Annotated in this window: 11 protein-coding genes and 2 pseudogenes; 6 read left to right on the top strand and 7 right to left on the bottom strand. The window is 67.9% G+C overall.

Annotated elements, in window-relative coordinates:
- Nucleotides 1–158: 158 nt before the first annotated feature.
- Nucleotides 159–1,895 (bottom strand): IlvD/Edd family dehydratase, encoded by a 1,737-nt coding sequence (locus tag AC1DZ6_RS04560; RefSeq protein ID WP_477096007.1) that lies wholly within the window; start codon nucleotides 1,893–1,895, stop codon nucleotides 159–161.
- A 284-nt stretch (nucleotides 1,896–2,179) separates the two neighbouring features.
- Between AC1DZ6_RS04560 and AC1DZ6_RS04565 the strand changes: the two genes are divergently transcribed.
- From AC1DZ6_RS04565 to AC1DZ6_RS04585, 5 genes are all read left to right on the top strand, one after another.
- On the top strand, nucleotides 2,180–5,143 hold the full coding sequence (locus AC1DZ6_RS04565) for a TonB-dependent receptor (RefSeq protein ID WP_477096008.1): 2,964 nt from the start codon (nucleotides 2,180–2,182) through the stop codon (nucleotides 5,141–5,143).
- 193 nt (nucleotides 5,144–5,336) lie between these two features.
- The gene (locus tag AC1DZ6_RS04570) at nucleotides 5,337–6,854 is read left to right on the top strand and encodes a tryptophan halogenase family protein (protein WP_477096009.1); all 1,518 of its coding nucleotides are present in this window, start codon (nucleotides 5,337–5,339) and stop codon (nucleotides 6,852–6,854) included.
- Nucleotides 6,855–6,874: 20 nt separating this feature from the next.
- Entirely contained in the window at nucleotides 6,875–8,407 is a 1,533-nt protein-coding gene (locus AC1DZ6_RS04575; RefSeq protein WP_477096010.1) for a tryptophan halogenase family protein, read from the top strand.
- 124 nt (nucleotides 8,408–8,531) lie between these two features.
- Entirely contained in the window at nucleotides 8,532–10,178 is a 1,647-nt protein-coding gene (locus AC1DZ6_RS04580; protein WP_477096011.1) for a GH35 family beta-galactosidase, read from the top strand.
- Between the two features lie 171 nt (nucleotides 10,179–10,349).
- Nucleotides 10,350–13,196 (top strand): TIM-barrel domain-containing protein, encoded by a 2,847-nt coding sequence (locus tag AC1DZ6_RS04585; RefSeq protein ID WP_477096012.1) that lies wholly within the window; start codon nucleotides 10,350–10,352, stop codon nucleotides 13,194–13,196.
- Between the two features lie 151 nt (nucleotides 13,197–13,347).
- On the opposite strand, the gene AC1DZ6_RS04590 is transcribed toward AC1DZ6_RS04585, so the two are convergent.
- The 6 genes and pseudogenes from AC1DZ6_RS04590 to hutI form a co-directional block, all read right to left on the bottom strand.
- Nucleotides 13,348–14,025 (bottom strand): peptidoglycan DD-metalloendopeptidase family protein, encoded by a 678-nt coding sequence (locus AC1DZ6_RS04590; RefSeq protein WP_477096013.1) that lies wholly within the window; start codon nucleotides 14,023–14,025, stop codon nucleotides 13,348–13,350.
- Nucleotides 14,026–14,157: 132 nt separating this feature from the next.
- Complete coding sequence (locus AC1DZ6_RS04595; RefSeq protein ID WP_477096014.1) at nucleotides 14,158–14,742, bottom strand: HutD/Ves family protein; 585 nt, start codon at nucleotides 14,740–14,742, stop codon at nucleotides 14,158–14,160.
- Nucleotides 14,743–14,916: 174 nt separating this feature from the next.
- A pseudogene (gene hutU, locus AC1DZ6_RS04600) lies at nucleotides 14,917–16,488 on the bottom strand (urocanate hydratase); the annotation flags it as partial.
- Nucleotides 16,482–17,333 carry an N-formylglutamate deformylase gene (hutG, locus tag AC1DZ6_RS04605; RefSeq protein WP_477096015.1) on the bottom strand — a complete coding sequence of 284 codons (852 nt, stop codon included), beginning with the start codon at nucleotides 17,331–17,333 and terminating at the stop codon, nucleotides 16,482–16,484. The pseudogene hutU and the gene hutG, both read right to left, overlap by 7 nt.
- A gap of 130 nt (nucleotides 17,334–17,463) precedes the next feature.
- Nucleotides 17,464–18,999 (bottom strand): histidine ammonia-lyase, encoded by a 1,536-nt coding sequence (hutH, locus tag AC1DZ6_RS04610; RefSeq protein ID WP_477096016.1) that lies wholly within the window; start codon nucleotides 18,997–18,999, stop codon nucleotides 17,464–17,466.
- Nucleotides 18,996–20,207, bottom strand: a complete 1,212-nt coding sequence (gene hutI, locus AC1DZ6_RS04615; RefSeq protein WP_477096017.1) for an imidazolonepropionase — start codon at nucleotides 20,205–20,207, stop codon at nucleotides 18,996–18,998. The genes hutH and hutI overlap by 4 nt, the downstream gene beginning before the upstream one ends.
- A gap of 86 nt (nucleotides 20,208–20,293) precedes the next feature.
- Between hutI and AC1DZ6_RS04620 the strand changes: the two are divergent.
- Nucleotides 20,294–20,835 (top strand): annotated as a pseudogene (locus tag AC1DZ6_RS04620) (formimidoylglutamate deiminase); the annotation flags it as partial.

The following is a 20,835-nucleotide window of genomic DNA, read 5'->3' on the forward strand; positions in this document are numbered from 1 at the left end:
ACCAGGTCCAGGAACGTATCGCGCGGCGACTTGGTCAGGGCGCTGATSCCCGGCCCGTCGCGGCGATCGAGCACCATCTTGCCCTGGCGCAGATAGAGCCGCAGACGCGAGGTGCCCCAGTCGCCGAAGATCGTGACCGAGCTGTCCATCGGATTCATCTAGTGGGACTCGCGGGTGACGACGGAGCCGCTGGAGCCGACCAGGAAGTCCAGGTCCGCGCCCTTGTCGGCGCCCAGCACGTGGTCGATGTACAGCTTGGCGTAGCCGCGGGTCGCCTTCGGCGCCGGCGGATTGGCGCGCCAGCCGGCCAGGCGAGCCTCCAGCTCTTCATCCGAGATCAGCAGGTTCAGCGAGCGCGTCGGGCCGTTCAGTTCGATCTCGTCGCCGTTCTGGACGACGGCCAGCGGACCGCCGGCGTCGGACTCGGGCGAGACGTGCAGGATGACCGTGCCGAAGGCCGTGCCGCTCATCCGGGCGTCGCTGATGCGGACCATGTCCTTGACGCCCTTTTCCAGCAGCTTGGTCGGCAGGGGCATGTTGCCCACTTCCGGCATGCCCGGATAGCCCTTGGGCCCGCAGCCCTTGAGCACCAGGATCGAGCTGGCGTCGACGTCCAGGTTCGGGTCGTCGATGCGGGCCTTGAAGTCCTCGATGGTCTCGAAGACCACGGCCTTGCCCTTGTGGCTCAGCAGTTCCGGGCTGGCGGCGCTGGGCTTCATCACCGCTCCGCCGGGGGCCAGGTTGCCGCGCAGCACCCAGATGCCGCTGTCGGGCTTCACCGGGTTCTCGACCGATCGGATGACCTCGGCGTTGAACACCTCGGCCATCTCGTACTGGTCGCCGATCCGCACGCCCGAGACGGTCAGGGCCTCGGGGTTCAGGAACGGCGACATCTGCTTCATCACCGCCGGCAGGCCGCCGGCATAGTGCAGATCTTCCATCAGGAAGCGGCCCGAGGGCTGCAGGTCGACCAGCAGCGGCACGTCGCGCGACAGGTTGTCGAAGTCTTCCAGAGACAGTTCGACGCCCAGTCGGCCGGCCAGGGCCAGCAGGTGGACCACGGCGTTGGTCGAGCCGCCGATCGCGGCGTGGACGCGCAGGGCGTTCTCGAAGGCGGCCCGAGTTGCGACCTGCGACATGGTCAGGCCGTCATGCACCATGCGCACGATGGTGCGGCCGGTGTGGTGGGCCATGGCCGCGCGGCGGGCGTCGACGGCGGGAATGGAGGCGTTGTAGGGCAGGCTCATGCCCATGGCTTCGACGATCGCGGCCATGGTCGAGGCCGTGCCCATGGTCATGCAGGTGCCGGGCGAGCGGCTCATGCCGCTTTCGGCCGACATGAATTCCGGCAACGTCATCTCGCCGGCCCGGACGGCCTCGGAGAACTTCCAAACGTCGGTGCCAGAGCCGATGTCCTTGCCGCGGAACTTGCCGTTCAGCATCGGGCCGGACGAGACGACGACGGTGGGCAGATCGACGCTGGCCGCGCCCATCATCTGGCCCGGCGTGGTCTTGTCGCAGCCGCCCAGCAGCACGACGCCGTCGATCGGATTGCCGCGGATCGACTCCTCGACGTCCATGGCCAGGAGGTTGCGGAACAGCATGGCGGTCGGACGCATCTGGGTCTCGCCCAGGCTGATGGCGGGGAACTCCAGCGGCAGGCCGCCGGCTTCCCAGACGCCGCGCTTCACGTGCTCGGCGATGTCGCGCAGGCCCGCGTTGCAGGGCGTGATCTCGGACCAGGTGTTGCAGATGCCGATCACCGGCCGGCCGTCGAACACGTCGTCCGGCAGGCCCTGGCTCTTCATCCAGCTGCGATGGATAAACCCGTCACGGTCCAGCTTTCCGTAGCTGTGACCGCTGCGGAATTTTCCGCCCCCGTTTCCCTGACCCATGTTCTTCCCTGACGCCACGGACAGCGGATACTCGCGCCCGATGACACGCATTTATAGTATAATAATGATGGTTGCAAACGCCGCTGATTTAAGGGGCTTTTTCCCCAGCGTGGCGCAAAAGTCGCGCCCCTGAAGGCAAATTGATAGCGCTATCAATTCCGGCTTGTAAGTAGCACTTATATGACTAAAGGTCAGATTCAGATCGTGTGACCGCCGTGTGCGGCGCACGTCACCGGCGCCTTGAGAGCGCTGGGACGGATCTCATCTGGGGGAAGGAAACCGGAATGTTGCCTCGCAATTCACGTCGTAACGTCATGCTTATGGGCGCGTCCGCGCTCGTCATCGCCGCACTGTCGCCGGCGCTCGCGTTCGCTCAGGACGCGGCCAAGCCGGCGTCCGAAGACACTGTCGAAGAAGTCGTGGTCACCGGCATCCGCGCCAGCCTGACCTCGGCGCAACAGATCAAGCGCAACGCCGAGCAGATCGTCGACTCGATCACCGCTCAGGACATCGGCGCCCTGCCGGACCGCAGCGTTTCGGAAGCGCTTCAGCGCATCCCGGGCGTCACGCTCCAGCGCACCAACGAAAACCGCGACCCCGCCCGCCTAGCCTCCGAAGGCGGCGGCGTGTTCATTCGCGGCCTGTCGTGGGTTCGCAGCGAAACCAACGGCCGCGACATCTTCTCGGCCAACAACGGCCGGGCCCTGTCGTTCGAAGACGTGTCCGCCGACCTGCTGTCGGGCGTCGACGTCTACAAGAACCCCTCGGCCGAACAGATCGAAGGCGGCATCGGCGGCATCGTCAACCTGCGCACCCGCAAGCCGTTCGACTCGGCCAAGCGCCTGCTGGCCTTCTCGGCCGACTACAACTACGCGGATCTGCGCGACAAGGGCTACGTCTCGGGCAACCTGCTGTACAGCGACCGCTGGGACACCAACATCGGTGAGATCGGCCTGCTGGTCTCGGGCAGCATCGGCAACATCGGCAACCGCACCGACAGCGTCCAGACCGGCCGCTTCGAGGAGCGCGAGATAACCGACCCCGCTCAAGCCGCCTTGGTCGGCAAGAAGGTGGGCGACAAGGTCTACATCCCCAACTCGATCGGCTGGCGCCGGATCGACTGGCAGCAGAAGCGCACGGCCTTCGCCGGCGCCCTGCAATGGCGTCCGAACGACCAGTGGGAAGCCACCTTCCAGGTCCTGACCGCCAAGGCCGACCCGCACGACATCGAACGCGCCCTGGGCGACACCGACGGCGGCTACGCGGCCACGGGTCCGGGCTTCAAGTACGACAGCCAAGGCGCGATCACGAACGGCACGATCAACAACTTCCACCTGACCGCCGACAGCCGTTACGGCGAGCAGCACAAGAAGACCGAGGATTACAGCTTCAATCTGAAGTACACGCCGAACGATCGGTGGGCCTTCAGCGCCGACGCCCAGTACATCAAGTCTCACGCCTCCGTGCTGAGCATGACGGCGTTCACGCAGATGGACCCCACCGTTCCGTCGAGCCTCAGCTTCAGCATCGGCGGCGACGAGCCCGTCCTGAAGCTGAGCCAGGCCACCGACACCACGCGGAACAAGGCCTCGTACTGGTGGGCGGCCGCCATGGACCACATGGAGGACAACAGCGCCGACTCCAAGGCGCTGCGGGCCGATGGCGAGTACACCTTCGAGGAAGACAGCTGGCTGAAGTCGTTCCGCTTCGGCGTGCGCGGCACGGACAAGAACTCGACCACGCGCCAGACAGGCTGGAACTGGGGTCTGCTCAGCAGCCAGTTCTGGGGCGGCGGCACGCCGGTCTACCTGAACCAGACGGGCTTTGACGCCACGCACCAGAGCCCGGGCCTGCCGCAGCAGTCGGAACTGGTCACCTACGACGACTTCTTCCGCGGCGACGTGCAACTGCCGGGCGTCGCCTGGTTCCCGACCGAAAGCCTGGTCGGCAACGGCTCGCAGCAAGCCTACAGCTATCTGAAGAACACCGAGAGTGCGGGCTGGGGCTGGGCGCCCCTGACCGAGGCCAGCTACGCCAACGCCGCGCCGGGCGGCGACAACCCCAACGGCGGCACCAACATCCAGGGCGAGAAAACGCAAGCCATCTACGGCCTGCTGCGCTTTGGCCACGAGAACTCGCCCCTGGGCCGCATGGACGGCAACCTCGGCCTGCGCGTCGTCAAGACCAAGGTGGACGGCGGCGACCAGGTCATCAAGGTCACGGCGCTCAACGGCACCCCGGCCGCCTGCGCCGTGGCGACCCCGCCCGTCTCGTGCACGGCCTTCAACGCCGCCTACGCCTTCACCCAGGGCGGCTCGATCGCCGGCGGCAGCTCGTCCAACGACTATACGGACGTGCTGCCCAGCGCCAACGTGCGGTTCTTCCTGCGTGACGACCTTCAACTGCGCCTGGCGGCCGCCAAGGCCGTGGTCCGCCCGACCTTCAGCCAGATGCAGTCGTACACGAACCTGTCCTTCAACTTCGAAGCCGACGGGTTCACGCCGCGCGCCATCGACCCCCGGACCGGCAGCGGCGGCAATCCGCTGCTCAAGCCGACCAAGTCGAACCAGTTCGACGCCAGCCTGGAGTGGTACTTTAACCCAGCGGGCAGCCTGACCTTCGCGACGTTCTACAAGGACATCTCGAACTACATCTTCATGGGCAACGCCACCGAGAGCTACACCTCGGGCGGCCAGACCTACCAGTTCCTGGTCAGCCGCAACATGAACGGCTCGAGCGGTACGATCAAAGGTTTCGAACTGGCCTACACCCAGTTCTACGACTTCCTGCCGGGTCCGCTCAGCGGCCTGGGCCTGCAGGCCAACTTCACCTATGTCGACAGCAACGGCGGCAAGAACACCGCGATCAACCTCAACGAAACGGCCCAGATCGCCGGCGCCGCYGACCAGACCCTGCCGCTCGAGGGCCTRTCCAAGACCAGCTACAACGTCGCGGTGCTGTACGAGAAATACGGCCTCTCGGCTCGCCTGGCCTACAACTGGCGTGAGCGCTACCTGCTGACCACCTCGGCCGCCAACATCCAGCGCCCGGTCTGGTCGGAAGACTACGGTCAGTTGGACGGCTCGATCCTGTACTCGATCAACCAGCAGTACAAAGTCGGCGTCCAGGCGACCAACATCCTCAACGCCCGGACCTATCTGGACGTGGGCGGCGCGAACTTCGCACCGCGCTACAGCTGGACCGACACCGACCGCCGCGTCGCTGTCGTCCTGCGCGGCAGCTTCTAGGACCGACACGTTCAGGCGCCTCTTCCGCGATCCTCCCGGCCATACCGGGGGCGATCGCGGGGGAGGCGTTCTGCGTTCTGCGCGCGGATTCAGGCATTCAGAGCGTGGCGGGCGCCGAAACCGCTCACACTTTCGGCTGCCACGCTCCGGGCGGGACGTTGCATAGTCGGCCTTGGCAGTGGGAGGGCGTGGGTTGGACAACCGCATTCGCAAGATCGTCATCGTCGGCGGCGGCACCGCCGGGTGGATGGCGGCGGCGGCGTTCAGCCGGCTGCTGGGCGAGGCCTTCGTCGAGACCGTGCTGGTCGAGTCCGACCAGATCGCCACGGTGGGGGTCGGCGAGGCCACCATCCCGCCGATCCGCCATTTCAACGACAAGCTGGGCCTGGACGAAGCCGACTTCGTTCGCCAGACCCAGGCCAGTTTCAAGCTGGGGGTCGACTTCCAGGACTGGGGGGCGATCGGCCACCGCTATTTCCACGCGTTCGGCGACTACGGCGCCGACATCGAGGCGATCGGTCCTCACCACTATTGGCGAAAGCTGCAAGGCCTGGGCGAGGTGTTTCCGCTCGAGGACCTGTCGATGCCGACCCAGGCGGCCTATCGCAACAAGTTCATTCCGCCCAATCCCGACCCTCGATCGGTGATGCACGACTATTCCTACGCCTTCCATTTCGACGCCTCGCTCTATGCCCGCTACCTGCGCGGCTACGCCGAGGCGCGGGGCGTGACGCGGGTCGAGGGGCGCATCGTCGATGTGCAGCTGCGCGGGACCGACGGCTTCATCGAGGCCGTGGTGCTGGAGGGCGGCGCGCGGATCGAGGGCGACCTGTTCATCGACTGCTCGGGCTTCCGCGGGTTGCTGATCGAGGGCGCGCTGAAGACCGGCTACGAGACCTGGTCGCACTGGCTGCCCTGCGACCGCGCGATCGCGGTGGGCTGCGAGCTGGGGGGCGACGGCCTGACGCCTTACACCCGCGCCACCGCCCGGGCGGCCGGCTGGCACTGGCGCATCCCGCTGCAGCACCGCATCGGCACCGGCTACGTCCACTGCAGCCAGTTCGTCAGCGAGGACGAGGCGGTCTCCGACCTGCTGTCGCGGCTGGACGGCCCGCTGATCGGCCAACCCCAGACGATCCGTTTCACGCCCGGCCGGCGACTGAAGGCCTGGAACAAGAACTGCGTCGCCGTGGGCCTGGCCAGCGGCTTCATCGAGCCCCTGGAATCGACCTCGATCAACTTCATCCAGACGGCCGTCGCCCGGCTGCTGGAGTACTTCCCCAACAAGGACTTCGAGCCGACCCTGGCCGACGAGTTCAATCGCCTGTCCCGGCAGGAGATGGAGCACGTGCGGGACTTCATCATCCTGCACTACAAGCTGACCGACCGCACCGACAGCGGCCTCTGGGACTATTGCCGGGCGATGGCGATCCCCGACGAACTGGCCCACCGGATGGAGGTGTTCCAGCGCACCGGCCGTCTGGTGACCCACGACGACGACGGCTTCGCCCCGCCCAGCTGGCTGGCGATCTTCCGGGGACTGAAGGTCCTGCCGGACCGCTACGATCCGCTGGTGGACCGAATGGACGTCGAGCAGATCCGCGACCTGCTGGCCGGCCGGCGCGCGGCCATCCTGCGCGCGGCCGAGGCCATGCCCGACCAGCAGGCCTTCATCGACAAGTTCTGCCGCGCCCAGCCTCCGGCCGCCTGAGCAAAAGGACAAGATCGGTCATGACCGACAACCGCATCCGAAAGGTCGTCATCGTGGGCGGCGGCACCGCCGGCTGGATGGCGGCCGCGGCCCTGTCGCGGATGCTGCGCGAGCATCAGCCCGACCCGCTGAAGATCGCGATCCAGCTGGTCGAGTCCGAGGAGATCGGCACGGTCGGGGTGGGGGAGGCGACCATCCCGCCCCTGATCCTGTTCAACCAGATGCTGGGCGTGAACGAGGACGAGTTCGTCCGCGCGACCCAGGCGACCTTCAAGCTGGGCATCGAGTTCATCGACTGGACGCGACTGGACCATCGCTACCTCCATCCGTTCGGCCGCTACGGCGCCGACCTGGCCGCCAGCGCCTTCCATCACTATTGGCTGAAGCTGAGATCCCTGGGCGACCCCACGCCGTTCGGCGACTATTCGCTGCCCACCCTGGCCGCCGGGATGCGCCGCTTCGACCGCCCGACCACGGCGGCCGGGTCGATCATGTCGACCTACTCCTACGCCTTTCATTTCGACGCCGCCCTCTACGCCAAATTCCTGCGCGGCTATGCCGAAGCGCGGGGCGTAGAGCGCCTGGAGGGCAAGGTCGTCGACGTGACCCTGCGCGGCGAGGACGGCTTCATCCAGTCGATCACCCTGGCCGACGGCCGCGTGGTCGAGGGCGACCTGTTCGTCGACTGCTCGGGCTTCCGGGGGCTGCTGATCGAAGAGGCCCTGAAGACGGGCTACGACGACTGGTCGAACTGGCTGCCCTGCGACCGCGCCATGGCTGTTCCGAGCCGCAGCTCCGACGACCTGACGCCGTTCACGCGCGCCACCGCCCACGCCGCCGGGTGGCAGTGGCGCATCCCGCTGCAGCACCGCGTCGGCAACGGCTACGTCTATTCCAGTGCGTTCATCAGCGATGACGACGCCGAGGCGACCCTGCTGCGCACGCTGGACGGCGAGCCCTGCGCCGACCCGCGGATCCTGAAGTTCACCGCCGGCCGGCGACGGCAATACTGGAACAAGAACTGCGTGGCCCTGGGCCTGGCCAGCGGGTTCATGGAACCGCTGGAATCGACCAGCATCCACCTGGTCCAGAGCGGCATCACCAAGCTGATCCAGCTGTTCCCGGACCGGACCTTCAGCCCCGTCCTGCTGGACGAGTACAATCGCCTGACCCACCAGGAATACGAGAAGATCCGCGACTTCCTGGTGCTGCACTATCACGCCAACGCGCGGCCTGAACCGCTGTGGCGGCAGGTCCGCGAAATGGCGATCCCCGACAGCCTGGCGCACAAGATGGAGCTGTTCCGGCAAACCGGACGGCTGGCCAACATGGGGCAGGACCTGTTCCAGRAGCCCAGCTGGCTGGCCGTCCTGATCGGCCAGAACGTCATGCCGCGCGACTATGATCCGTTGGTCGATCTGATGGACGTCGGCGTCGCGCAGCGAAACCTCAAGGCCATGAAGACGGCCTTGCGGCAGGCCGCGGAAGCCATGCCCTCGCACCGCGACTTCATCGCCGCCCACTGCGCGGCCCCGCCTTTGACGATCCCCTGAGGGGCTCTTCCAGGCAGGAGAGGCTTGCCTGGGATTTATCATACTAAATGCCGGTGATAGCGCTATCAATGACATCGCGCCGAGGTCGTCGACCTTCGGAAGAACAACGAAGCGGGAGGTGACCATGACGACCAGACAGACCGAGACCTTCCGCCGTCTGCGCCTCGCGGCCGCCGGGGCGATGGCCGTCCTGGGCCTGGCCGCGACGCCGGTCCTCGCCGCCGACCTGCCCCGGCTGGTCGCCAAGGACGGTCGCCACGCCCTGCTGGTCGACGGTGCGCCGTTCCTGATGCTGGGCGTCCAGGCCAACAACGCCGCCAACTATCCCTCGCAACTGCCCAAGGTCTGGCCGTCGGTGAAGGCCCTGCACGCCAACACCCTGGAAATGCCGGTCGCCTGGGAGCAGATCGAGCCGGTCGAGGGCCAGTTCGACTTCTCGTTCGTCGATGTGCTGCTCAAGCAGGCCCGCGAGAACGACGTGAAGCTGGTGATCCTGTGGTTCGGGACCTGGAAGAACAACGGCCCGCAATACGCGCCCGAATGGGTCAAGCTGGACAACAAGCGCTTTCCCCGGGTGATCAACGCCAAGGGCGAGGTCAAGAACTCGCTGTCGCCGCTGTTCCCGGCCACCCTGGAGGCCGACAAGAAGGCCTTCGTCGCCCTGATGCGCCACCTGAAGGCTGCCGATCCGGACCACACCGTGATCATGGTCCAGCCCGAGAACGAGACCGGCACCTACGGCGCCGTTCGCGACTTCTCGCCGACCGCCCAGAAGCTGTTCAACGGCCCCGTCCCCGCCGATCTGGGCAAGGCGCTGAACAAGAAACCGGGGACCTGGAGCCAGGTGTTCGGCAAGGACGCCGACGAGTTCTTCCACGCCTGGCACATCGGCCGCTACGTCGACCAGATCGCCGCCGCCGGCAAGCGCGAGCTGCCGCTGCCCATGTACGTCAACGCCGCCCTGCGCGACCCCTTCAACTATCAGGACCCGTTCACCTATTCGTCGGGCGGGCCGACCTGGAACGTGCTGGACGTCTGGAAGGCCGCCGCGCCCTCGATCGACGCCCTGGCGCCCGACATCTACATGCGCGAGAGCCCCAATGTCCGGAAGACGCTGGAGCAGTACCGCCGTCCCGACAACGCCCTGTTCGTGCCCGAGATCGGCAGCGACAAGGGCTATGCCCGCCACATCTACGACGTGCTGGGCCATCAGGGCATCGGCTTCTCGCCGTTCGGCCTGGATCAGACCGGCTACTCCAACTACCCGCTGGGCGCCAAGACGGTGGACGCCCAGGCGCTGGAGAACTTCGGCGTTCACTACCGCCTGCTGGCCCCGATGGCCCGCGAATGGGCCAAGCTGTCCTACACCGGCGAGGTCTGGGGCGTGGGCGAGGCCGACGACCGCAAGGCCGAGACCCTGAAGCTGGGCGACCGCTGGACCGCCACGGTGTCGTACGGCGAATGGCAGTTCGGCTCGATCGACGCCCCCTGGATGGGCAAGGCCGAGAAGCAGCCGGGCCGCGAAGTGCCCGACGGCGGCGCCCTGATCGCCCGCCTGTCGGCCGACGAATTCCTGGTCACCGGCTACCGCGCCCGCGTCAGCTTCGGCTCGGCCAAGGACGAGCGGTTCATGATGGCGCGGGTCGAGGAAGGCCATTTCGAGAACGGCCAGTGGGTGTTCGACCGCCTGTGGAACGGCGACCAGACCGACTACGGCCTGAACCTGACGACCTTGCCGCAGGTGCTGAAGGTCAAGCTGGCGACGTACTAGTTACTTTCAATCCGCTCATCCCGGCGAAGGCCGGGACCCAGATGGAATGGCTTTGTGGCTGACGCCATGGGCTCTGAAGCCCTCCAATCAGCCACCCCGCTAAGGGATCTGGGTCCCGGCTTTCGCCGGGACGAGCAGAGATAAAAAACAAGATTCACAGGGAAGAACCCAATGCGCATGCCGAAGACCTTCGCCGCCGGGCTAGCCCTGGCCCTGCTGGCCTCGACCAGCGCCTTCGCGCTGACGGGCGCCCCGGACGGCGCCTTCGAGAAGACCGCCGACGGCGTGATCGTCACCCCCGCTTCAGGCCCCGCCAGGAAGGTGCGGCTGCAGGTGATGGGCGATCGCATCATCCACGTCACCGCCACACCCACCGACAGCCTGGACACGCCCAAGAGCCTGATGGTCGTGGCCCAGCCGAAGACCGCCGGGTTCACCGTCGATCAGGTCGCCGGCAAGCTGGTCCTGAAGACCGCCAAGGCGACCGCCGAGGTTTCGCTGGCCGACGGCACGGTCGACTTCAAGGACGCCCAGGGCCGGACCGTGCTGTCCGAGCGCGACCGCGGCGCCTTCAAGCCGGTGCGGGTCGACGGCAAGGACTTCTATGAGGTCCGCCAGCAGTTCAATCCGGGCACGGACGAAGCCTTCTACGGCCTGGGTCAGCACCAGAACGGCCAGATGAACTACAATGGCCAGGACGTCGAACTGCTGAACTACAACCGCACCGTCGTGGTGCCGATGCTGCTGTCCAGCCGCGGCTACGGCCTGCTGTGGGACAACAATTCGATCACCCGTTTCGGCGACCCGATCCCCTACGACGTCGCGTCGCGCGACCTGAAGATCACCGGCCTGGAGGGCAAGCCCGGCTTCACCGCCAAGTACTATGTCGGCGGCCAGCTGAAGCTGACCCGAACCGAGCCGGACATCGACTACAGGTTCCTCAAGGACCTGCCCAACATGCCGGCCGAGCTGAACGGCGCCGACGGCAAGCCGCTGCCGGACAAGAAGGTGGTCTGGGAGGGAACGGTCACCACCGACAAGGCCGGGGTCCACAAGTTCGAGCTCTATTCCAGCGACTACGCCAAGGTCTGGATCGACGGCAAGCTGGTGATCGACCGCTGGCGGCAGAACTGGAACCCCTGGTACCACGACTTCGACGTCGCCCTGACCCCGGGCAAGGCCCACAAGGTCAAGGTCGAGTGGCTGCCGGACGGCGGCTATATCGGCCTGCTGCACAACAACCCGATGCCGGCCCTGGACCGCCATTCGCTGCAACTGACCTCCGAGGTCGGCAAGGCGATCGACTACTACTATGTCGGCGGCGACGACCTGGATCAGGTGGTGGCCGGCTATCGCGACCTGACCGGCAAGTCGACCATGATGCCGCGCTGGGCCTACGGCTTCTGGCAGAGCCGCCAGCGCTACGAGGACGCGGGCCAGATCGTCGGGGTCGTCAAGGAGTACCGCAAGCGCGGCCTGCCGCTCGACAACATCGTCCTGGATTGGCGCTACTGGACCGACCCCACCTGGGGCAGCCACAGGTTCGACGCCTCGCGCTTCCCCGACCCCAAGGCCATGGTCGACGAGATCCACGCCGACCACGCCCACTTCATGATCTCGATCTGGCCGAAGTTCTATCCGACCACCGACAACTTCAAGGAGCTGGACGCCAAGGGCTACATGTACAAGCGCAACATCGAACAGGGCGCGAAGGACTGGGTGGGACCGGGCTATCTGAACTCGTTCTACGACCCCTATCCGCAGGAGGCGCGCGACATCTACTGGCGTCAGGTGAAGGAGAACCTGAAAGTCATCGGTGTCGACGCCTGGTGGATGGACGCTTCCGAGCCCGACATGCACTCCAACCTCGACGTGCCCGAGCGCACCAGGCGCATGGGTCCGACGGCGATCGGTCCGGCCGCCGAGTACTTCAACTCCTACTCCCTGCCGCACACCCAGGGCGTCTATGAGGGCGAGCTGGCGCTGAACCCCGACGTGCGGCCGTTCATCCTGACCCGCTCGGGCTTCGGCGGCCTGCAGCGCCACGCCTCGGCGGTGTGGAGCGGCGACGTGGTGGCGCGCTGGGACGACTTCCGCGACCAGATTTCGGCCGGCGTGAATCTGTCGATGTCGGGCATTCCCAACTGGACCACCGACATCGGCGGCTTCTCGGTGGAGAACCGCTATACGACGCAAGATCCCAAGCATCAGGACGAGTGGCGTGAGCTGAACCTGCGCTGGTTCCAGTTCGGCGCGTTCTCGCCGCTGTTCCGCAGCCACGGCGAGTTCCCGTTCCGCGAGATCTACAATCTCGCCGACGAGGGGACCGAGGTCTACCGGAGCCTGGCCTGGTACGACGAGCTTCGCTACCGGCTGATGCCCTACACCTACACCCTGGCGGCCGACACGTATCAGCGCGACGGCAGCATCATGCGCGGCCTGGTGATGGACTTCCCGGCCGACAAGGCCGCGCGCGACATCGACGACGAGTACCTGTTCGGCAAGGCGTTCCTGGTCGCCCCGGTCACCCAGTTCAAGGCGCGCTCGCGGTCGGTCTACCTGCCGGCCGGCGCCAGCTGGTACGACTTCGAGAGCGGCAAGGCGTTCAAGGGCGGCCAGACGATCAAGGCCGACGCGCCGCTGTCGCGCATGCCGCTGTTCGTRAAGGCCGGCTCGATCGTGCCGACCACGGTGGTCCAGCAGTATGTGGGCGAGAAGCCCGACGCCCCGCTGACCGTGGTGGTCTACACGGGGGCGGACGGGACGTTCGAGCTCTACGAGGACGACGGGCTCAGCAACGGCTACGAGCGCGGCGCCTGGAGCCGGATCCCGATGAGCTTCGACAACGCGTCGGGGCGGCTGACGATCGGGGCGCGGTCGGGGGCGTTCAAGGGGATGCTGGAGAACCGGACGATCAAGGTGCGGTTCATCGGCGGCGGCGCCAAGCCGGTCGACTTCGAGGCGGTGGATCAGACGGTGGAGTATGCCGGTCAGCCGGTGGTGGTGACGCGGAAGTAGGGTGGCTCACTGACTTGCCCCCACCTGACCGCGTCGCGGTCTGTCCGCCCCCATAGGGGGCGGAGGTTCGCGCACGGCGTCCTCTTCCCCCTATGGGGGAAGACGGTCGCGAAGCGACCCGTAGGGGGCAAGTGAGTGAGGTGCGTGGCCTTTAAGCCTGCACCACCAGCTTCTTAACGATCAAGGCCGCCGCGTTCACCCGCTCGCCGCCCGGCTCCATCACTTCAAGGTGCACGTGGTTGGTGATCCCGGGATAGTGCCTCTGCAGGCTCTCCACCCGGCCGATGCTCTCGCCCAGCCGCACGGTCTGGCCGAGCTCAACGCCGGGGGTCACGTAGAAGGCGCGGGCCACGTAGCCCAGGGCGGGGTTGGAGATCTCGACGAACTTCAGGTCGCTGGAGCCGGCATAGGCGTAGCCGATCTTGGTGACATAGCCCGAGATCGGGGCCTGGACGTCCTGGCCAGCCGTGGCCACGTAGTCGACGCCCTCGTGCTCGCGGGCCCCTCCGTCGCGGCGGGCGCCGAACTGGCCGTCGCCGAACTCGTCATGGCCGCGCGGGGCGCCGCCGGTGGGGTTGGCGAAGTCGGGCGCGCCGTCGCCGTCGATGTCGGCGCCGCTCCAGACCAGCTCCTTGCGGACGGGCTTCTGCGGCTTGGCGGCCATCTCGGCCAGCAGGCGCTGGACGGCCGGCGAGGGGCCGTGCTGCGCCTTGTGCGGGTTCTCCATCGCCGCCACCACCATCGGAGCGAAGACCAGGGCCAGGCCCAGCGCGCCGCGCGCCCAAGGGGCGACATGCGGGGCGAGTTTCTTCGCTGTCGATGCGTGCATTAATTCGTCCTGGATCGTTTTGAGACCTGAAGCGTTGGCCCGACTAGCGACCAGATAAGGCGAAGACGTGGCGAATTAAGTGCGACGGGAGGTCGCGCGCCGATTTGTCGACGGCGCGGGATAGACGAAGCTTTACTTTAGAACGTGCTCCGGATCGGCCGTGATTTCGGAGATCAATGTTCTTCCTCGACCCTCCAGTCTCAAGTTCGAGTGGCCGTGCTCCAGTAGAACCGCGTCCAAGGGCGACAGGTCGATCTCGCCGCCCGGGCGAAGGATGCGCAGCGGGTCGAGCGCCAGGACCAGGGTCACCCGCGCCTTAGCGGCCACGTCGCTGGCGCCGGCCACGGTCAGCCTGCGGGTCCGGGCTCGCCACGCGCCCCGCCGCACCATCAGGTTCAGGTCGCTGATCGTCCCATCGGTCAGCCGCGCCGTGACCGGGGCCTCGCCCGGGAAGGCCAGGGGCGGCGACGCGGCGTCCAGCGCCAGCATGCGGTCATCGACCGTCAGCAGCAGCCCGGCGCCCTGGATCACCGTCAGCACCCGATCCACGCCCGGAAAGGTCGAGAACGGTCCGTCGGCGGCGATTTCCGCCAGGCTGATCCGCCACTCGAACGCGTCCATGGCCGCGCCGGGCGGAAAGGCGGCCACCTCGCGCGTGACGCCGCCGCCGTTCTTCCACGGCGTGGCGATCCGGTCGACGGCTCTCAGAACGCGCATCTATTTGATCCGCTCATCCCGGCGAAACGAAGTTCGGCGCAGCCAATGCCGGGACCCAGATGGAATGGCTTTGAGGCTGACGCCATCGACGCTGAGCACTTCCAATCATCCACACCGCTAAGGGATCTGGGTCCCGGCCTTCGCCGGGATGAGCGGAAAAGAGGGGAGTATGGCTTACAAAATGCCTGGCAGGTCCAGCCCGTGCTCGCGCGCGCAGTCCTTGGCGATCTCGTAGCCGGCGTCGGCGTGGCGCATGACGCCGGTGGCCGGGTCGTTCCACAGCACCCGCGCCAGGCGTTTGGCCGCCGCTTCGGTGCCGTCGGCGACGATCACCATCCCCGCATGCTGCGAGAAGCCCATGCCCACTCCGCCGCCGTGGTGCAGCGACACCCAGGTGGCGCCCGAGGCGGTGTTGAGCAGGGCGTTCAGCAGCGGCCAGTCCGACACCGCGTCCGAGCCGTCCATCATCCCCTCGGTCTCGCGGTTGGGCGAGGCGACCGAGCCGCTGTCCAGGTGGTCGCGGCCGATGACGACCGGCGCCTTCAACTCGCCCGACGCGACCATCTCGTTGAACGCCAGGCCCAGGCGATGACGGTCGCCCAGCCCGACCCAGCAGATCCGCGCCGGCAGGCCCTGGAACTTGATCTTCTCGGCGGCCATGTCGAGCCAGTGGTGCAGGTGCGGATTGTCGGGGATCAGTTCCTTGACCTTGGCGTCGGTCTTGCGGATGTCCTCCGGATCGCCCGACAGCGCCGCCCAGCGGAACGGCCCGATCCCCCGGCAGAAGAGGGGGCGGATGTAGGCGGGCACGAAACCGGGGAAGTCGAAGGCGTTGGCCACGCCTTCCTCAAGCGCCATCTGGCGGATGTTGTTGCCGTAGTCGACGGTGGGCACGCCGGCGGCCTGGAAGTCGAGCATGGCCTGCACGTGCACCGCCATCGAGGCGCGGGCGGCGCGGTTTACCGTTTCCGGCTCGCGTTCCTTGGCGGCCGCCCACTGGTCCAGGGTCCAACCGGCGGGCAGGTAGCCGTTGATCGGGTCGTGGGCGCTGGTCTGGTCGGTCAGCAGGTCGGGGCGAATGCCGGCGGCGAACATGGCCGGCAGTAGCTCGGCGGCGTTGCCCAGCAGGCCGACCGAGATCGGCGTCTTGTTTCGACAGGACTCCTCGATCCAGGCCAACGCCTCGTCGAGGCTCTCGGTGGCCTTGTCGAGATAGCCGGTGCGCAGGCGCATCTCGATCCGCGAGGGCTGGCACTCGATGGCCAGGCACGCGGCCCCGGCCATCACCGCCGCCAAGGGCTGGGCCCCGCCCATGCCGCCCAGGCCCGCCGTCAGCAGCCACTTGCCCGCGAGGTCGCCGCCGTGATGCTGGCGACCCATCTCGACGAAGGTCTCGTAGGTGCCCTGAACGATGCCCTGGGCGCCGATATAGATCCACGAGCCGGCGGTCATCTGGCCGTACATGGCCAGGCCCTTGCGATCCAGCTCGTTGAAATGCTCCCAGGTCGCCCAGCGCGGCACCAGGTTGGAGTTGGCGATCAGCACGCGGGGCGCGTCGGGGTGGGTCTTGAACACGCCGACCGGCTTGCCCGACTGGACCAGCAGGGTCTCGTCGTCCTCCAGCCGGCGCAGGGTCTCGACGATCTTGTCGTAGCTCTCCCAATCCCGGGCCGCGCGGCCGATGCCGCCATAGACCACCAGCTCCTCGGGCCGCTCGGCGACGTCGGGGTGCAGGTTGTTCAAGCGCCTCCGCCGCGGGGCCCGCGGAGCGGGGGAGGAGATGTTGAAGCGAAGGCGATGCAGGCCTTCAGGACATCAGCGAGCGCGGCCTGCAGCGGCGCTGCGCGCGGTGTCCGGAAGGGCGTGGGCCAATTGTCCGAGCTCAGCACCGCCGGCTCGTCGATATAGCCGCGGCAGGCCAGCTCCATCTGGACGGCGTGGACGCCCTGGTCCGGTTGACCGTAGCGGCGGGTGATCCAGCCGCCCTTGAACCGGCCGTCGGTGATGCGCGGCAGGCCAGTTGCGTCGCAGGCGGCCTCGACCCGGCGGGTCAGGCCCAGATCGCAGGCCGCCCCGCTGTTGGTCCCGACGTTGAACTGCGGCAACTCGCCGTCGAACAGGCGAGGGGCGTGCGAGCGGATCGAGTGGGCGTCGTACAGCACCACCTTGCCGTGGAGCGCGACCAGCCGGTCGAGCTCGGCCTCCAGGGCGGCGTGGTAGGGATCGAAGAAGGTGACGCGGCGCCGGGCGATCTCGGCGGCGTCGGGCTCCTGGCCGTCGCGATACAGCGGCTCGCCGTCGAAGGTGTCGACCGGACACAGGCTGGTAGTGGCCTGGCCGGGATAGAGCGACACGCCGGACGGGTCGCGGTTGACGTCGATCACCGTGCGCGACACGCCCGTGCGGACCACCGTGGCGTCCAGCCTGTCGGCGAAGGCGTAGAGCTCGCCCAGCCACCAGTCGGCGTCCTTGCGGGCCAGCCATGGCGAGACGAGGCGGGCCTCGATGTCGGACGGGATGATCGTGCCGGCGTGCGGGATGCTGACGACCAGCGGGGCCTCGCCGCGGGTGAGGTGGAGCCAGTCATTCATCGCATTGTCATCCCGGACAAGCTCGGCGAAGCCGGGCGCAGATCCGGGACCGCCGGAAGCGCGGCGCTCAGGCGTCGGTCCCGGATCTGCGCGCTTCGCGCTTGTCCGGGATGACAGGCTTTGAAGAGTGTCACGCCTCGACCCCCGGCAGCGCGATCGCCGCCGCCGCCACCACCACCGCCCCCGACCGCACCAGCGCGTTGGCCGCCTCCATGTCCGGGTGGAAGTGCCGGTCATCCGACAGATGCGGCACCTGCGCTCGCAGCACCCCACGCACGGCCTCCAGCGCCGGGCTCGACGTCAGGGGCGCGTGGAAGTCGCAGCCCTGCACCGCCGCCAGCAGCTCGATGCCGATCACTGCCTCCGCCGCCTCGACCATGGCCAGCAGGCGCCGGGCGCCGTGGGCGGCCATCGAGACGTGGTCTTCCTGATTGGCCGACGTCGGGATGGAGTCGACGCTGGCGGGATAGGCCTTCTGCTTGTTCTCCGACACCAGGGCGGCGGCCGTGACCTGCGGGATCATGAATCCGGAGTTCAGGCCCGGCTTCGGCGTCAGGAAGGCGGGCAGGCCCGAGCAGGCCGGATCGACCAGCATGGCGATGCGGCGCTCGGCGATCGAGCCGATCTCGCAGATCGCCAGGGCGATGATGTCGGCCGCGAAGGCCACCGGCTCGGCGTGGAAGTTGCCGCCGGACAGGGCTTCGTCCGTCTCGGGGAAGATCAACGGATTGTCGGAAACGCCGTTGGCCTCGGTCGACAGCGTGACGGCCGCCTGGCGCAGGATGTCCAGGGCCGCGCCCATCACCTGCGGCTGGCAGCGCAGGCAGTAGGGATCCTGCACCCGCGTGTCGCCCTCGCGGTGGGAGTCGCGGATCGCCGAGCCGGCCATCAGGGCCCGCAGGGCGGCGGCGGTCTCGATCTGGCCGGGCTGGCGGCGCAGGGTATGGATGCGCGGATCGAACGGGGTGTCCGACCCCTTGGCGGCCTCGGTCGCCAGGGCGCCGGTGACCAGGGCCGACTGGAACAGCCGCTCGGCGTCGAACAGGGCGGCCAGGGCGTTGGCGGTCGAGAACTGGGTGCCGTTCAGCAGGGCCAGGCCTTCCTTGGGGCCCAGGGTCAGGGGCTTGAGGCCAGCCTCCATCAGAGCCTGCACGGCCGGCAGGCGCTGGCCGTCGACGAAGATCTCGCCGACCCCGATCATGGTCGCGGCCATGTGCGACAGCGGCGCCAGGTCGCCCGAGGCGCCGACCGAGCCTTGGCACGGAACGACCGGCGTCAGGCCCTTCACGAGCATGGCTTCCAACAGGTCGGTGGTCGCCGGCTTCACGCCCGAAGCGCCCTGCGCCAGGCTGGCCAGCTTCAGGGCCATCATCAGCCGGATCACCGGAACCGGCGACGGCGCGCCCGTGCCGGCGGCGTGGGACAGGACGATGTTGCGCTGCAGGGTCTCCAGGTCCTCGTCGCCGATGCGGACGCTGGCCAGCTTTCCGAAGCCGGTGTTGATGCCGTAGACCGGCGCGCCCTTGGCCAGGATGCGCGCGACGGCGGCGGCGCTCTCGGCGATCACCGGTCCGGCGCTGGGGTGAAGTCTCGCGGGGGCGCCGCGATAGACGGCCTTCCACTCCGACAGGCTGACTTCACCGGGGTTGAGAACGACTTCGATCACGTGACTTCACCCTTCCAGACGCGCGCATGGAGGGGGTTGAAGCCCATGCGGTACACAAGTTCGGCGGGACGCTCGATGTCCCAGATGGCCAGATCGCAGGCCTTGCCGGCCTCCAGCGTGCCGACGCTCTCCAGCCGTCCGATCGCCCGCGCGGCCTCGCGCGTGACGCCGGCCAGGCATTCGTCGACGGTCATCCGGAACAGGGTGGCGGCCATGTTCATGGTCAACAGCAGGCTGGTCAGCGGCGAGGTGCCGGGGTTGCAATCGGTGGCGAGGGCCAGGGGCACGCCGGCGGCGCGCAGGGCCGCGATCGGCGGAAGCTTGGTCTCGCGCACGAAGTAGTAGGCCCCGGGCAGCAGCACCGCCGTCGTGCCGGCCTGGGCCATGGCCGCGATCCCGGCCGCGTCCAGATGCTCCAGGTGATCGGCCGACAGCGCCCCGAACTCGGCGGCCAGGGCCGCGCCGTTCAGGTTCGATAGCTGTTCGGCGTGCAGCTTGACCGGCAGGCCGTGCTCGCGGGCCGCCTGGAACACCCGGCGGGTCTGGGCCGGCGTGAAGCCGATGCCCTCGCAGAAGGCGTCGACCGCGTCGGCCAGGCCCTCGGCGGCGACGGCGGGGATCATCTGGTAGCAGACGTGGTCGATGTAATCGTCGGGCGCGTCGGCATATTCCGGCGGCAGGGCGTGGGCGCCGAGGAAGGTGGTGGTCACCGACACCTGGCGGACGTCGGCCAGGGCGCGGGCGGCGCGCAGGCTCTTCAGCTCGTCGTCCAGCGACAGACCGTAGCCGGACTTGATCTCGATGGTGGTCAGGCCCTCGGCGATCAGGGCGTCCAGACGGGGCAGGGCGGAGGCGACCAGCTCGGCGCGGGAGGCGGCGCGGGTGGCCTTCATGGTCGAGACGATGCCGCCGCCGGCACGGGCGATCTCCTCGTAGCTGGCGCCGGCCAGCCGCAGCTCGAACTCGTGGGCGCGGTCGCCGCCGAACACCAGGTGAGTGTGGGGATCGATCAGACCGGGCGTGATCCAGCGGCCTTCGCAGTCGATCATCTGCAGCGCCTCGAAGACGGGCGCGTCGGCGGCGGGGCCGGCATAGACGATGCGGCCGGCCGACGCGGCCACGACGCCGTCTTCGACCACGCCGATGCCGGGCCGATCCGTGGCGAAAGTCGCCAGGCGGGCCTTGCTCCACACCCGATCGCAGCGCATGGCCTGGGATCTCCCGACGCCGGTTCGGTCTCTTGCCGACGGCTTCAATATGTATAGACATATTCGCGTGACCCGAGGATTGTCCAGTGACCGACGACGAGTTTCCGTCAGAACCTGAGGCCCCCATCGATCTTGGGGAGCCGATCTACACCCCGCCCCATGAGGTGGAGGCGGCTGCCCAGGCCGCGCCCGAGCGTGATCCCGAGCGCGCCGCCCAGGCGCCGCTGGAGACTGGGCCCGCGACCCTGTGGTTCGAGCAGGCCCTGCTGTCCGACGGCTGGGCCAAGGACGTACGGTTCACGATCACCGACGGCATGATCGCCCGCGTCGACACCGACGCCCCCCGCCAGTCCGGCGAGACGGCCCACGGCCCATGTCTGCCCGGCCTGCCCAACCTGCACAGCCACGCCTTCCAGCGCGCCATGGCCGGCCTGACAGAGGTGCGCGGTCCGACCGGCGACAGCTTCTGGACCTGGCGCGAGCTGATGTACCGCTTCGTCGACCGGCTGGGTCCCGAAGAGGTCCAGGCCGTCGCTGCTCTAGCGTACATGGAGATGCTGGAGACCGGCTCGACCCGCGTCGGCGAGTTCCACTACCTGCATCACGACAAGGACGGTTCGCCCTATGC

This window comes from Caulobacter sp. P1_B12_2, from assembly GCF_056406675.1.

Coding starts and splice junctions, on each gene's coding strand:
- AC1DZ6_RS04560 (WP_477096007.1), bottom strand. CDS start 1,895: ATGGGTCAGGGAAACGGGGGCGGAAAATTCCGCAGCGGTCACAGCTAC.
- AC1DZ6_RS04580 (WP_477096011.1), top strand. CDS start 8,532: ATGACGACCAGACAGACCGAGACCTTCCGCCGTCTGCGCCTCGCGGCC.
- AC1DZ6_RS04590 (WP_477096013.1), bottom strand. CDS start 14,025: ATGCACGCATCGACAGCGAAGAAACTCGCCCCGCATGTCGCCCCTTGG.
- AC1DZ6_RS04595 (WP_477096014.1), bottom strand. CDS start 14,742: ATGCGCGTTCTGAGAGCCGTCGACCGGATCGCCACGCCGTGGAAGAAC.
- hutG (WP_477096015.1), bottom strand. CDS start 17,333: ATGAATGACTGGCTCCACCTCACCCGCGGCGAGGCCCCGCTGGTCGTC.
- hutI (WP_477096017.1), bottom strand. CDS start 20,207: ATGCGCTGCGATCGGGTGTGGAGCAAGGCCCGCCTGGCGACTTTCGCC.